The sequence below is a fragment of the Pelomonas cellulosilytica genome (assembly GCF_021353265.1).
Lineage (GTDB): Bacteria > Pseudomonadota > Gammaproteobacteria > Burkholderiales > Burkholderiaceae_C > Pelomonas > Pelomonas cellulosilytica.
This window is the reverse complement of sequence record NZ_JAJTWU010000005.1, coordinates 190,876-204,241: the sequence shown is the minus strand read 5'-3', so window position 1 is coordinate 204,241 and position 13,366 is coordinate 190,876. Positions and strand designations below refer to the sequence as shown.

The following is a 13,366-nucleotide window of genomic DNA, read 5'->3' as shown; positions in this document are numbered from 1 at the left end:
TCAGCGTTGGGCCGTCAGCTTTGCCGCAAACGCCTTGTGCACCGCCAGCAACGCCGCGGCGCGTGCCGTTTGCACCTGGATCAGCGCATCCTGCGCCACAAGCCGTTCCTGCTCGGCCGTCAGCAGCGTGTAGAAGTCGGTCACGCCGGCTTCGTAGCGCTTGAGGGCGAGATCGCGGGCGCGCGTCGTCGCCTCGGCCGCGGTGGCCTGGGAGACGGCCTGCAGCTCCGTTTCGCGCAGCGTCGACAGGCTGCCTTGCGCGTCCTGCAGCGCGGTGAGCTGAGCCTGCTCCGCCGTGGCGACGGCGGCCTCGTAGCCGGCGCGCGCGGCGTTCTCTTCGGCGCGACGGGCGCCGAAGTCGAGGAACTGCCAGTTCAGCGCCCCGGCGATGCTGTGGATCTGCGAGCCGCTCTTGAACAGGTCGCCCGCGCGGCCGGCGCTCCAGCCGATCTGGCCGGTCAGACCCAAGCTGGGCCAGCGCGCGGCCCAGGCGACCTGGGCGCGGGCGGCCGCGGCCTGCGCGCGGCTGGCCGCGGCCCGCACGTCGGGGCGGGCGGCGAGCAGGCCGGCGGGGTCGGGCAGCGTGCCGAGGCTGATGAGGCGCGGTTCAGGCATGGCGGGTAGCGGGTCGCTGTCGGCCTTGTCGCAATCGGCCGGTGGCTGGCCACGCAGCACGTCGAGCTGCAGGCGCGTCAGGCAGGCGGCGTTGCGCAGCGCAGGGACGCTCGCGGCCGTCTGCGCGACAAGCGCCTCGGCACGCGCCTGGTCCACTGCGGTGCCGCGGCCTGCGCCGACGCGTGCCTTGACGAGATCCAGCAGCTGGTTCTGCACCGTCAGCGCTTCCTTGGCGAGCGCCAGGCGATGGCCCAGGCCGATGAGCTGGGCCTGCAGGTTCAGCGCCGTGCCCGCCAGGCTCAGCTGCGCGGCGTCACGGTCCTGCGCGGCGCCTTCGGCGTCATAGCCGGCAGCCCGCGCATTGGCGGCAGCACGGCCCCACAGGTCGACCTCCCAGGCGGCCGTCGCATTGACCCCGTAGCTGTTGAAGTTGCGGAACTGGCCCTGGTCGTTGGGTGCGCGCTGCCGGCTGGCGCTGGCGCCGACGCCCACGCTCGGCAGGCGCTGAGCGCCCGCGGCGTCGGCCAGCGCCTCGGCCTGCTTCAGGCGCGCGGCGGCGGCCCGCAGGTCTCGGTTGTTGGCGAGCACGTCATCAACGACACGCTGCAGCTGCGCGCTGTCGGCAAAGGCGGTGGTCATCGTGGCCGCGCCGGCGTTGGATGGCGGCAGTTGCGCGAACGCGGCCGGTGCGAGGTTGGTCGGGCCGCTGGACAGGCCGGGCGCGGCGCAGCCGACCAGTGCAGCGGCCGCGGCGAGGAGGGTGAGACGGGCGATCATGCTTAGTGGCCCTTCGCATTCGTGGAGGCGTCGTCGTCGACACCGGGGTGGAAGGCATGGGCCGAGGCGTCGATCTGCGCCTTCAGCGCGGCGGCGCGGGCGCGGCGCTTCTCGGTGCCGGCGCGCAGCAGGCTGTAGAACACCGGCGTCAGGAAAATACCGAACAGCGTCACGCCCAGCATGCCAGCGAACACGGCGATGCCCATGGCGCGGCGCATCTCGCTGCCGGCGCCGCTGCCGAGGATCAGCGGGATGACACCGGCGCAGAAGGCGATGGACGTCATCAGGATGGGGCGCAGTCGCAGACGGCAGGCCTCGATGACGGCGTCCAGCATGGGCTTGCCGCGCTCCTCCAGCTCCTTCGCGAACTCGACGATCAGGATGGCGTTCTTGCACGCCAGGCCCACCAGCACGACCAGCGCCACCTGCGTGAAGATGTTCAGGTCGCCTGCCTGCATGAACGGCGGGAGATGCGACAGCCACACGCCGAACAGCGCCGACAGGATGCACATCGGCACGATCAGGATGATGGCCAGCGGCAGGCTCCAGCTTTCGTACTGTGCGGCCAGCACGAGGATGACCAGCAGCACCGAGAAGGCCAGCACCGCCGCCAGCGTGGGCACCTGGATGTTGAGCACCGGCAACGTCACGCTGCGGGTCAACCGGTCCTGGTAGCTCAGGTCGGTGAACTCGTAGCCGAAGCCGCGCGGCAGCGTCTTCAGCAGCCGCTCGATCTCCGCCTCCGCCTGGCCCGAGGAGAAGCCGGGCTTGGGCGCGCCGTTGATGTCCGCAGCCGGGAAGCCGTTGTAGCGTGTGACGCGCGTCGGGCCGAAGGTGGGCTCCACGCTCAGCAGCGAGCCCAGCGGCACCATCTGGCCGGCGTCGTTGCGGGTCTTGAGCTGCACGAGGTCGTCGGCCTTGGCGCGGAACGGGGCGTCGGCCTGCACGATGACTTGGTAGGTCTTGCCGAACTTGGTGAAGTCGTTGACGTACAGCGAGCCGAGGTTGATCTGCAGCGTGTCGTAGATGGAGCCCAGCGGCACGCCCATCTGCTTGGCCTTGGTGCGGTCCACGTTGGCGAACAGCTGCGGCACGTTGATGTCGTAGTTGGAGTACGGCGTGCCGATGCTGGTGTTGGGGTTGCCGTAGATCTGCCCCAGCGTGCCCCAGGTCGCTCCGTACAAGGCCTGCTCGCCCTGGCCGCCACGGTCCTGCACCTGCACCTTGAAGCCGCCGGCAATGCCCAGCCCGTCCACAGGCGGCGGCGGCACGACGAACATGCGCGCGCCCTGGATCTGCTGGATGGCGCCGTTGACCTGGCCGAGGATGGCTTCCTTGCTCTTCTCGCGCGACGTGCGCTGGTCGAAGCCCTCCAGGCCGAAGAAGACGATGCCTTCGTTCGGCGCGGCGGAGAAGCCGGCGACCGACAGGCCGGGGAAGGCCACCGAGTCGACGATGCCGGGCACCTTGAGCGCGATGGCGCTCATCTGGCGGATGACTTCCTCCGTGCGGTCGAGGCTGGCACCGGCCGGCAGCTGCGCGACGCCGATCAGGTACTGCTTGTCCGGCGCAGGCACGAAGCCGCTGGGAATGCGCGTGAACAGCAGGCCGGTCAGGCCCAGCAGGATCGCGTAGACGATGACGGCGGCCGACTTGCGCCTCAGGATGCCGGTCACGCCGCGGCCGTAGGACTCCGATCGGCGGTGGAAGAAGCGGTTGAACCAGTGGAAGAAGCCGCCGAACAGCTTGTCCATGCCTCGCGTCAACGCGTCCTTGGGCGCGTCGTGCGGGCGCAGCAGGATGGCGGCGAGCGCGGGCGACAGCGTCAGCGAGTTGAACGCCGAGATCACCGTCGAAATCGCGATCGTCACGGCGAACTGCTTGTAGAACTGGCCCGACAGCCCTGGCACCAGCGTCAGCGGGATGAACACCGCGCACAGCACCAGCGCGATGGCGATGATGGGCCCGGACACTTCCTGCATCGCCTTGACCGTCGCGTCATGCGGCGTCAGCCCGTCCTGGATGTTCCGCTCGACGTTCTCGACGACGACGATCGCGTCGTCCACGACGATGCCGATGGCCAGCACGAGGCCGAACAGCGTCAGCGTGTTGATCGAGAAGCCCAGCAGCAGCAGCACGGCGAAGGTGCCGACGATCGACACCGGCACGGCCACCAGCGGGATGATGGACGCGCGCCACGTCTGCAGGAAGACGATGACGACCAGCACCACCAGCGCGATGGCCTCGAACAGCGTGTGCACGACCTTCTCGATGGAGCTCTGCACGAAGCGCGTCGGGTCGTAGACGATGGCGTAGTCCACGCCCTTCGGGAAGCTGGGCTTCAGGCGCTCCATCGTCGCGCGGACGTTGTCGGAGATGGCCAGCGCGTTGGAGCCAGGCGCCTGGAAGATGGCGATGGCCGCGGCTTCCTTGTTGTTCAGCAGGCTGCGCAGCGCATAGGTGTTGGCGCTGATCTCGACGCGTCCGACATCCTTGACGCGCACCATGGCGCCCGTCTTCGTGTCGCTGCGGACGATGATGTTGCCGAACTCCTCCTCGGTGGCGAGGCGCCCTTGGGCGTTGATCGCGAGCTGGAAATCGGTGCCCTTGGGCGACGGCGACGCACCCAGCACGCCGGCGGCGACCTGCGTGTTTTGCTCGCGGATCGCGCCGACGACATCACCGGCAGTGAGGTTGCGGCCGGCCAGCTTCTGCGGGTCCAGCCAGATGCGCATCGCGTAGTCACCAGCGCCGAAGCTCAGCACCGAGCCCATGCCGGGCACGCGCAGCAGGTCGTCACGCACGTTCAGCGTGCCGTAGTTGCGCAGGTACAGCGCGTCGCGCGAGTTGTCCGGGCTGACCAGGTGGACCACCATCGTCAGGTTGGACGCGGCCTTCTCCGTCGTCACGCCGATCTGGCGCACGATATCGGGCAGGCGCGGCAGCGCGCGGTTGATGCGGTTCTGCACGGCCGTCTCGGCCGCCTCGGGGTGCGTGCCGATCTTGAACGTGACCGTCAGCGCCATGCTGCCGTCGCCGGTGGCCTGGCTCTCGAAATACAGCACGTTCTCGAGGCCGTTGATCTGCTCCTCCAGCGGCGTGGCCACCGTTTCGGAGATCACGCGCGGATTGGCACCGGGATACTGCGCGCGCACGACGACCTGCGGCGGCGCGACCTCGGGGTATTCCGAGATCGGCAGCAGCGGGATGGCCAGCGCGCCGATGAGGAAGATGAACAGGGACAACACGGTCGCGAAGCGCGGCCGGTCGATGAAAAAGCGTGAGATGTCCATGGGGCGTCTGCCTTCGGATTACTTCGAGGCGGCAGAGGCCGGCGCCGGAGCGGGCGCGGCACCGGGCTGGCCGGGAGGCGCGGCCGGGACGGGCATGCCCTTGTCGTCCACCTTCAGCACCTGCGGCGTGACCGGGGCGCCGGGGAAGGCGCGCAGCAGGCCGTCGACGATGACCAGCTCGCCGGCCTTCACGCCGTTCACGACGCGCATGCCGTCGATCAGCGCGCCGGGGGTGACCGGGCGAGGCTGGACGATGTTGTTGGCGCCGACGACGAGAACGATCTTGCGGGTCTGGTCGGTCGTGATCGCGCGGTCGGGCACGACGACTCCGGCGTAGCTGGCCGCACCGCCCAGCTTGATACGCGCGTACAGGCCCGGCGTGAACTGACCATTCTTATTGTCGAACACCGCGCGGGCGCGGATGGACGCCGTGGCCGGGTCCAGCCGGTTGTCAACGAAGTCCAGCTTGCCGGTGTGCGGGAAGCCCTCTTCGTTGGACAGGCCCATCTGCACGGCCAGCGACGCGGGCGACGCGACGCGGCCCTCACGCGCGGCGCGCATGTACTTCAGATAGGTCGCCTCGCTGGCGTCGAAGTACGCGTAGACCTTGTCGCTGGAGACCAGCGTCGTCAGCACCGGGTCGCCGACGCCCACCAGGTTGCCCGGCGTGACATTGGCCCGCGACGTACGGCCGCTGACGGGCGCGGTGATGTTGGCGTACTCGACGTTGAGTCGGGCCTGCACCAGCGCCGCCTCGGCGGCCTTCTGGTTGGCCTCGGCGGCCCGCAGCGCGGCGCGCTGCTGGTCGATCTCCTGCGGGCTCACCGCGTTGACGCTGACGAGCTTCTCCGAGCGGGCCAGTTCGGCACGGGCGAGGTCCACCTGCGTCTTCAGCGCGGCGATCTGCGCGTCGGCACGCGCGACGTCGGCCTTGAAGGCGCGGGCGTCGATGCTGAACAGCGGATCGCCCTTCCTGACGAGCTGGCCTTCCTTGAAGCGCACCGCCTCGATGGTGCCGGCCACGCGGGCCCGCACGTCGACGGTGTCGGGCGCCTCCAGACGCGCGGTGAACTCGTCGAACTCCTGAATGTCACGCTGCGTGGCCGGCGCTACGGACACCGGCGGCGGACCGCCCGCACCACCCGGGCCGCCTGCGCCGTCGGGGTGTTGTCCGCACGCGGCAAGCAGCGCGACGACCGCAAGGGGAGACAGGCTCAGGGCCAGGCTTTTCTTTGTCATGGGGGGCTCCGAATGCAAGCCGGCCACTGTAGCGAGATCAATCAGCCGCTAACTATTTCTCGCCTGAAGTCCCCTGAACCTGCTGACACTACTTGTCACCAGCGCCGAACTGTGACCGACAAGGCGCGTTGACGAGTCGTTCGGTTACGCGCTGGTTTCATCCGCCGACCTGGCGCCGCGTGCAGCGGTCAATGCACGCCGTGCATCCATTTCTTCATGAGCGGCGTCATCGCCATCAGCACCAATCCGGCTGCAATGGGGATGACCGTGAAGATCAGGAAGAAGGCCGACATCGAGTAACGCGTTGAAATCTCGTCGATGAACGAGCCGCTGACGCCGGCCAGCTTGTTGGCGATGGCGGTGTTCAGGAACCAGACGCCGAACATGACGCCCAGCAGCCGCGCCGGTGCCAGCTTGGAGATGTAGGACAGGCCCACCGGCGACAGGCACAGCTCGCCCATCGTGTGCAGCAGGTAGGCCAGCGTCAGGTAGAGCATGCTGACCTGCGCCGTCTTGGCGCCTTGTGGAATGCCGGCCGAGCCGTACGACAGCGCCGCGAAGCCCAGGCCCAGCAGCACCAGGCCCAGGCCGAACTTCACCGGGCCGGGCGGGTTCCACCGACGCTCCCACATCTTGGAGAAGCTCGGCGCCAGGATGACGAGGAAGAAGGAGTTCAGCACACCGAACCAGCTGGCCGGCACCTCGGACTGCTCCAGCGCGAACTCGCGGCCCAGCATCCAGATCACCAGGCCCCAGATGACGGCGAAGGCGAGCGCCAGCAGGCCATTGGCCAGCAAGTAGCGGCTGCCGGTGGCGCGGTTGAGCTTCCACAGCAGCCAGGTCAGGATGAACGCGGGCAGCACCGTCATCAGCGAGTTGATGACCTTGAACGCGAAGCCGCTGGCGCCGACCAGCGTGCGGTCGGTGTAGTCGGCCGCGAAGATCGTCATCGAGCCGCCGGCCTGCTCGAAGGCGAACCAGAAGAAGATCGTGAAGAACGAGAACACGAAGATGGCCTTCAGGCGGTCGGCCACGACGTGGGCCGGCGATTCATCTTGCGCAGCGGTGACGGCCGCCTTCTCGCCGGGCCGCGGCGGCTCGCCGATGGCGCCGAAAATGGCCTGGCTGAAATAGAACTGCAGCGCGCCGAGGATCATGAACAGGCCCGCCAGACCGAAGCCGAGGTGCCAGGACACCTTCTCGCCGATGTAGCCGCACAGCAGGATGCCGAAGAAGGCGCCCGCGTTCACGCCCATGTAGAACAGTGTGTAGCCGCCGTCGCGGGCGTTGTCTTCGTCGGGCCCGTAGAGCTGGCCGACGATGGCCGACACGTTGGGCTTGAACAGCCCTGTGCCCAGCACGACGAGCGCCAGGCCGGCATAGAAGCTCGGCACCGTGTTCAGGAACATCGACACGTGGCCCGCCGCGATGACGAAGCCGCCTATCAGCACCGCGCGTCGCGTGCCCAGCATCCGGTCGGCGATGTAGCCGCCCAGCACGGGCAGCAGGTAGGCGCCCATCGTGTACCAGCCGTACAGGGTGGTCGCCTCGGCGCGCGTCCAGCCCCAGCCGCCCTTGGCGACCTCGGACACCAGGAACAGCACGAGCAGGCCGCGCATGCCGTAGTAGGAGAAGCGCTCCCACATCTCCGTGAAGAACAGGACGAAGAGGGAGTTGGGCTGGCCGAGGATGCTGCGGCCGGACGCGGCCGGATCGGTCGCGGGGGTGGAGGTAGTCACGTCGTTCGTTCCAGGTGGGCCCAGTGGGGCGGAGAGGCGGGCGGTAGCCCGCGGCAGGGCTCGCAATTTTCCTGCCTGGAACGGTGCTTCTCGATCAGCCGGCCTCCGGGATTGCCCCGAGGCTCAGCCGCTCAGGGCGCGGCAGCGGCGCGAGAGGACCCCGCCGTGCCGGCCGCGACGGCGTCGCGCTCCGGCAGGATGTAGACGAGGCTCGGGCCGTTGCCCAGCGTCGGCAGCACGACATCGTCGAAGAAGGCCGGGTCGACGACGACGCAGCCGAACGTGATGCGGTGGTCCTGCGCGTGGGCGGAAACCAGGCGCTCGGGGCGGCGCTGGCTGGCCGCCACCGGCCGCAGCCGGTGGATCGCGAGGTGGGTGTCGTAGTTGAACCAGACGACACGCTCGCCGTTGAGATTGCGGCCCGGTATGGCCTCGAAGCGGCCGGCGGGTGTCACGCGTTCGTGCGTGCCGAGCTGGCCCGGCGTCTTGCCGCGCGCGCTGGCCGGCTCGACATCGCCGGGCGTCAGCCCCAGTAGCGCGGCCGTGCGGCCGACAAGGTGGCCATCGGCGGCGTAGACCGAGAGCGTCGCCTGGCGCTTGTCGACGATGGCGAAGGGGCGGCCGTCCTGCGCGTCATGCGCCACCGGCCGCACCGCCACGTCGGCCGAGGCGGCCGCCATCGAAATGACGCTCCATCCCACGAGAACGCCGGCCCCGACCCGGCTCGCCCATTTGCTGTCCACCTGCTGCCCCGCTGTCCATGCGTGGCGCCACCTGGCACCACCTTGGCAGGCAGTCTAGGAACGTGCAGCGCCCGCGCACAGGCGAGAACTTCACGGTCTGGCTCTGTTACCGTGGCCGCCCGCCTGGGCCAGCGTCGGCGTGTCGGCGGCGCCAGGGAAGAACGCGGTAAGGGGCAGGCGCTCCGGCAGCACGTAGACGACGCCCCGGCCCTTGCCGATGTTCGGCCACAGCGTCGTGTCGAAGAAGGCGACGGGGACGTTGATGCAGCCCCAGCTGATGCGGTTGTCGGCCGGCGTGGGCGTGGCCAGGCGCTGCAGGCGACGCTCCGACGGGTTGCTGTTGATGACGCGGTGCATGGACACGGCGGCGTCGTAGTCGACCCAGACGACGTCCTGATCGTGTGCATTGCGGCCCGGCTCGGACTGGAACCGGCCCGCCGGTGTCGTGCGTTCGCTCGGCTTGATGTCCTCGAGCTTCTTGTTGCCGATGCCTTCGACGGTGAGGTCACCCGCGGCGTAGCCGAGCAGCACGGGGCTGGTGCCCAGCAGCTTGCCCGTCACGTCGAACACGTAAAGGCTTGCGCCGCGCTTGTCGACGATGGCGAAGGGGCGGTCGCCGTTGTCGGCTTGCGCCACGGCCCAGGCCGCGACGCGAGTCACGTCGGCGGGCGCCTTCGCCGTGCCGAAGTCGAGCCGTCTCTGGATGGCGGGCGGCGGCGTCACGGGTGCTACGGCGACCGGTGGCGGCGGCGCTGCAGGCGTCGTGCGGTGGCGCTTTAAGAGGTGGCCGAAAGCGCCGTAGAGAACGGCCAGGGCCACGGCGGCGATCAGCGCGCCCTGGCCCAGGCCGGAGAGGATGTCGCGCCGGGCAGCGCCGGCGGCGGCATCCTTCGGGCGCGTGTCGTCGAATCGCATGGCGGTTCAGCGGGCGCGTCCTGTCAGCGGTACTCGATCAGTTCCGGTCGGCGCGCGGTGCGGGCTCGTAAGTGCTGCCGCGGTTGTTGGTGGCATTGTTGTTGTACGTGCTGTCGGTGCCGGTCGACGGGCTGGACATCGAGCTGCTATTGGCCGTCGATGTGTTGCTGTTGTCCATGCTGCTCGACGAGGGCGCACCGTTGGCATTCGTCGCCGCCTGGTTGGTGTTCAGCGAGTTCGGCGTGGCCGTGCTGTTGGCCGGCAGTTGCGCCGTGCTGTCGACCGGCGGGTTGGTGGCCGCGGGGGCGCCGGTGTTGGCCGGGTCAACGGCCATCGTGCCGGTCGTGGGCGCGTTCGGGTCGGCGGGCGTCTGCTCGCTCGGCATCGTGCCGGCGGCGGTCGTCGACGGTGTGGGCTGCGCCGAGTCGTCGGCCTGAGCCCAGGCCAGGCTGATGCCGGTGACGAGGGCGACGGCGGTCAGCGCGGAGGTGGCGGTCTTGAGGGTGGACATGGTGGATTCCTTTCAAAGCTTGGGGAGCCGGCCATTGCCACCGGCTGGAATCCACTCTAGACAGGTCGCTTCGGCGCCGGGGTCGGCTCCGTGCCCAACCGACTGTAGGAGGGCGGGCCACACCGTAGCGGCTCGTTACGCGCTGCAACCGAGCGCTTCTATCGCCCTTCTGCTCGCTTCAGAGCGTGAAGTCGTAGTCGATCGTCAGCGGCGCGTGGTCGCTGAACAGCTGGCCGGTGTAGATGGACTCGGCTCGCGCGAGTGCGGCGACGCCGGGCGTGGCCAGGTGGTAGTCCAGCCGCCACCCGACGTTGTTCGCGCGCGCGGCACCACGGTTGCTCCACCAGGTGTACTGCTCGGGCCTGTCGTTGAGCGTGCGGAAGACATCCACGAGACCGCCGCCAGCGGCCGTGTCGAACAATCGGGTGAGCCAGGCGCGCTCCTCCGGCAGAAAGCCGCTGTTCTTCTGGTTGCCGCGCCAGTTCTTCAGGTCGATTTCCTTGTGCGCGATGTTGACGTCGGCCACGAGGATGAACTCGCGCTCAGCCTTCAGCGCCATCAGGTGGGGGTAGACGGCGTCGAGGAAGCGGTACTTCACCTGCTGGCGCTCCTCGCCGCTGGTGCCGCTGGGGAAGTAGACGCTGATCAGGCTGAGCTTGCGGCCGGGCTTGTCGAAGCGCTTCTCGACCCACCGCCCCTCGCTGTCGAACTCGGGCAGGCCGAGGCCGGTGATGACGTCGCTGGGCGCCTCGCGGGTGTAGAGACCGACGCCGGAATAGCCCTTCTTCTCGGCGTAGTGGAAATGGCCGTCCAGCTTCTCGCAGCTGCGGAACTGCGTCTCGACGACGTCGGCCTGGGCCTTGAGTTCCTGCACGCCGACCGCATCAGCCTGCTGTTGTTCGAGCCATTGGAAGAAACCCTTGCTGGCGGCGGAACGCACGCCGTTGAGGTTGGCAGTGATGAAGCGCATGGCAGTGAAAGCAGAGGTCAGCGACCCAGTATCGCAGTGCAGCATGGACACAACAGGGGGGGCGCTTTCATCGTGAAACTGTCACGTGATCTTTACTATCCCGTAGCAATCCGGCGGCATCACAAATGCCCGGCTGCGTCTCCCCTCCTCCCCCGTCTCACCCGTCATCCGAGGATTTCCTATGCCGTATCCCCGCATCACTCCGACCCTGCTTGTGCTGGCGCTGAGCGCGGCCTTCCCCGTGCCGGCCGCGCTGGCGCAGGAGGCTCCCGCGGCCGACGCCAAGAAGGACGTGAACCAGCTGCAGGCCGTCATCGTCACCGGCAGCCGCCGGGCCGAGAACCTGAAAGACGTGCCCCAGTCCATCTCGGCCATCAAGTCGGAAGAGCTCGACGTCTACAACGCCAGCGGTCAGGACATCCGCGCGCTGGCAGGCAAGGTGCCGAGCCTGAACATCGAGTCCGACTATGGCCGTACCTTCCCGCGCTTCTATGTGCGCGGCCTGGGCAACACCGACTTCGACATGAACGCCTCCCAGCCGGTGGGGCTGGTGTACGACGACGTCGTTCAGGAGAGCATTGCGCTGAAGGGTTTCCCGGTCTTCGACATGGAGCAGGTCGAGCTGCTGCGCGGCCCGCAGGGCACGCTGTTCGGCCGTAACTCGCCGGCCGGCGTCATGAAGTTCGACTCCGCCAAGCCGACCAAGCGGCTGGAAGGTTATGCCAACCTGGGCTTCGGCCGCTGGAATGCGATGAACCTGGAGGCTGCCGTCAACGCGCCGGTCAACAGCGAGCTGTCGCTGCGCGTGGCCGGCCTCGTGCAGCGCCAGGACGATCGCGTCCACAACCCGCTGGCCGCCACCGGCAGCGCGACTGCCGACCTCGAGGGCTACAACGACAAGGCCATCCGCGTGCAGGCGCTGTACAAGACGAGCGGCTTCGAGGGTCTTTTCAAGGTGCAGGCGCGTGACTACAAGGGCACGGCCACGACCTTCCGCGCCAACATCATCAAGCAGGGCACGAACGAGCTGGTGGATGGCTACAACGACAGCTACTACCCCACCGACGGCTATAACTCGCAGACGCTGAAGTCCAGCGAAGTCAGCGCCCGGCTGCGCTGGGACTTCGACGGCGTGTCGCTGTACTCGATCACCGCGCACGACCAGGCTAAGTTCTACAGCCGCGGCGACGTGGACGGCGGCTTCGGCCCGAACAACGGCGTGTCCGGCCCCGACTACGGCAGCCAGAAAGCCAACATCCCGTTCGATTCGCAGACCGCAGACGGTATCCCCTACCTGCGCCAGACGACGCAGGAGTTCCGGCTGCAGTCCAACACCGGGGATCCGCTGCAGTGGATCGCGGGGCTTTACTACTTCAACGAGAAGCTGCAGGTGGACAGCTTCAACTACGACAGCTTCAGCGCCGGCGACCCGCAGAACGGTTATGCCGTGCAGCACCAGGAAGCCAAGTCCTGGGCCGGTTTCGGCAACATCAAGTACGCCGTCACGCCGGAGCTCAAGGTGACCGCCGGCCTGCGCTACACGCACGACCAGAAGGACTTCGACGCTGCCCGAACGCAGACGCCCTTCGGTGGCGCCAACGTCGGCCCGCTGACGGCCAACCCCAAAGCGTCCAACTGGAGCTGGGACCTGGGCGCCAACTATGCGCTGGACAAGGCCACCAGCCTGTTCGCCCGCGTCGCCACCGGCTACCGCGCGCCGTCCATCCAGGGCCGCGTGCTGTTCGGCGACACGATCTCGATCGGCAACGCCGAGAAGGTGCTGTCCGTGGAGGCCGGCTTCAAGGCCGACCTGCTGGACAACACCGCCCGCATCAGCGGCACGGTGTTCAAGTACCGCGTGAAGGACATGCAGCTCACCGCTGGCAGCGGCTCGGTCAACCAGAACCGCCTCGTCAACGCCGCCAAGGCCGAGGGCCAGGGCTTCGAGATCGATGCGCAGGCCATCATCGCCCGCGACTGGCGCACGACGCTGGGTCTGTCATACAACGACACGGAGATCAAGGACCCCAACCTGTTCGTGCGGGCCTGCGGTGCCCCATGCACGGTGCTGAACCCGCTGGTCGCCGGCTTCCCGGCCTCGGACAAGATCGTCAGCATCAACGGAAATCCGCTGCCGCGCGCACCCAAGCTGGTGTGGAACTGGACGCTGAAGTACAGCACCGAGCTGGCCGGCGGCGAGCTGACCGTGCTGACCGACTGGGCCTATAAAGACAAGTACGACATGTTCCTCTACAAGGCCGTCGAGTACACCGCCAAGTCGGCGCTGGAAGGCGGTCTGCGCGTGGGCTATGGCTGGGCCAACGGCAAGTACGAGGTGGCCGCCTACGGCCGCAACATCACCGACCACCGCCAGGTCGTCGCTGCCATCGACTTCAATAACCTGACCGGCATCGTCAACGAGCCGCGCAGCTACGGCGTGCAGTTCAAGGCGTCGTTCTGACCCCCTGACTGGGCGGGCTTCAGCCCGACCGGTGAAAACCAGCACAGGCCCGCGCCCTTTCTAGGGGTCGGGCCTGTTTTTTTGCCCCCTAGAATCTTTGTCA

Annotated in this window: 9 protein-coding genes; 1 reads left to right on the top strand and 8 read right to left on the bottom strand. The window is 68.2% G+C overall.

Annotation, left to right across the window (positions count from 1 at the left end):
* The 8 genes from LXT13_RS14170 to LXT13_RS14135 all read right to left on the bottom strand — a co-directional run bounded on the left by LXT13_RS14170 (window position 1) and on the right by LXT13_RS14135 (window position 10,802).
* Complete coding sequence (locus LXT13_RS14170; RefSeq protein ID WP_233372564.1) at window positions 1–1,392, bottom strand: efflux transporter outer membrane subunit; 1,392 nt, start codon at window positions 1,390–1,392, stop codon at window positions 1–3.
* Window positions 1,393–1,394: 2 nt separating this feature from the next.
* Entirely contained in the window at window positions 1,395–4,685 is a 3,291-nt protein-coding gene (locus LXT13_RS14165) for an efflux RND transporter permease subunit (protein ID WP_233372563.1), read from the bottom strand.
* Window positions 4,686–4,703: 18 nt separating this feature from the next.
* Entirely contained in the window at window positions 4,704–5,924 is a 1,221-nt protein-coding gene (locus LXT13_RS14160; RefSeq protein WP_233372562.1) for an efflux RND transporter periplasmic adaptor subunit, read from the bottom strand.
* Between the two features lie 188 nt (window positions 5,925–6,112).
* Entirely contained in the window at window positions 6,113–7,663 is a 1,551-nt protein-coding gene (locus LXT13_RS14155) for a peptide MFS transporter (protein ID WP_233372561.1), read from the bottom strand.
* Window positions 7,664–7,794: 131 nt separating this feature from the next.
* Window positions 7,795–8,343 carry a L,D-transpeptidase gene (locus LXT13_RS14150; protein ID WP_233372560.1) on the bottom strand — a complete coding sequence of 183 codons (549 nt, stop codon included), beginning with the start codon at window positions 8,341–8,343 and terminating at the stop codon, window positions 7,795–7,797.
* Window positions 8,344–8,496: 153 nt separating this feature from the next.
* Window positions 8,497–9,321 (bottom strand): hypothetical protein, encoded by an 825-nt coding sequence (locus LXT13_RS14145; protein ID WP_233372559.1) that lies wholly within the window; start codon window positions 9,319–9,321, stop codon window positions 8,497–8,499.
* A gap of 37 nt (window positions 9,322–9,358) precedes the next feature.
* A complete protein-coding gene (locus LXT13_RS14140) occupies window positions 9,359–9,832 on the bottom strand; it encodes a RodZ family helix-turn-helix domain-containing protein (RefSeq protein ID WP_233372558.1) in 474 nt (157 codons plus the stop codon).
* Between the two features lie 178 nt (window positions 9,833–10,010).
* On the bottom strand, window positions 10,011–10,802 hold the full coding sequence (locus tag LXT13_RS14135; RefSeq protein ID WP_233372557.1) for an exodeoxyribonuclease III: 792 nt from the start codon (window positions 10,800–10,802) through the stop codon (window positions 10,011–10,013).
* Window positions 10,803–10,983: 181 nt separating this feature from the next.
* On the opposite strand from LXT13_RS14135, the gene LXT13_RS14130 reads away from it, so the two are divergent.
* The gene (locus LXT13_RS14130) at window positions 10,984–13,263 is read left to right on the top strand and encodes a TonB-dependent receptor (RefSeq protein WP_233372556.1); all 2,280 of its coding nucleotides are present in this window, start codon (window positions 10,984–10,986) and stop codon (window positions 13,261–13,263) included.
* The last annotated feature ends 103 nt before the right edge of the window (window positions 13,264–13,366 follow it).

Bases quoted from the DNA above. Each gene is read 5' to 3' on its own strand.
- LXT13_RS14170 (WP_233372564.1), bottom strand. From the start codon at position 1,392: ATGATCGCCCGTCTCACCCTCCTCGCCGCGGCCGCTGCACTGGTCGGC.
- LXT13_RS14165 (WP_233372563.1), bottom strand. From the start codon at position 4,685: ATGGACATCTCACGCTTTTTCATCGACCGGCCGCGCTTCGCGACCGTG.
- LXT13_RS14160 (WP_233372562.1), bottom strand. From the start codon at position 5,924: ATGACAAAGAAAAGCCTGGCCCTGAGCCTGTCTCCCCTTGCGGTCGTC.
- LXT13_RS14150 (WP_233372560.1), bottom strand. From the start codon at position 8,343: ATGGCGGCCGCCTCGGCCGACGTGGCGGTGCGGCCGGTGGCGCATGAC.
- LXT13_RS14145 (WP_233372559.1), bottom strand. From the start codon at position 9,321: ATGCGATTCGACGACACGCGCCCGAAGGATGCCGCCGCCGGCGCTGCC.
- LXT13_RS14140 (WP_233372558.1), bottom strand. From the start codon at position 9,832: ATGTCCACCCTCAAGACCGCCACCTCCGCGCTGACCGCCGTCGCCCTC.
- LXT13_RS14135 (WP_233372557.1), bottom strand. From the start codon at position 10,802: ATGCGCTTCATCACTGCCAACCTCAACGGCGTGCGTTCCGCCGCCAGC.
- LXT13_RS14130 (WP_233372556.1), top strand. From the start codon at position 10,984: ATGCCGTATCCCCGCATCACTCCGACCCTGCTTGTGCTGGCGCTGAGC.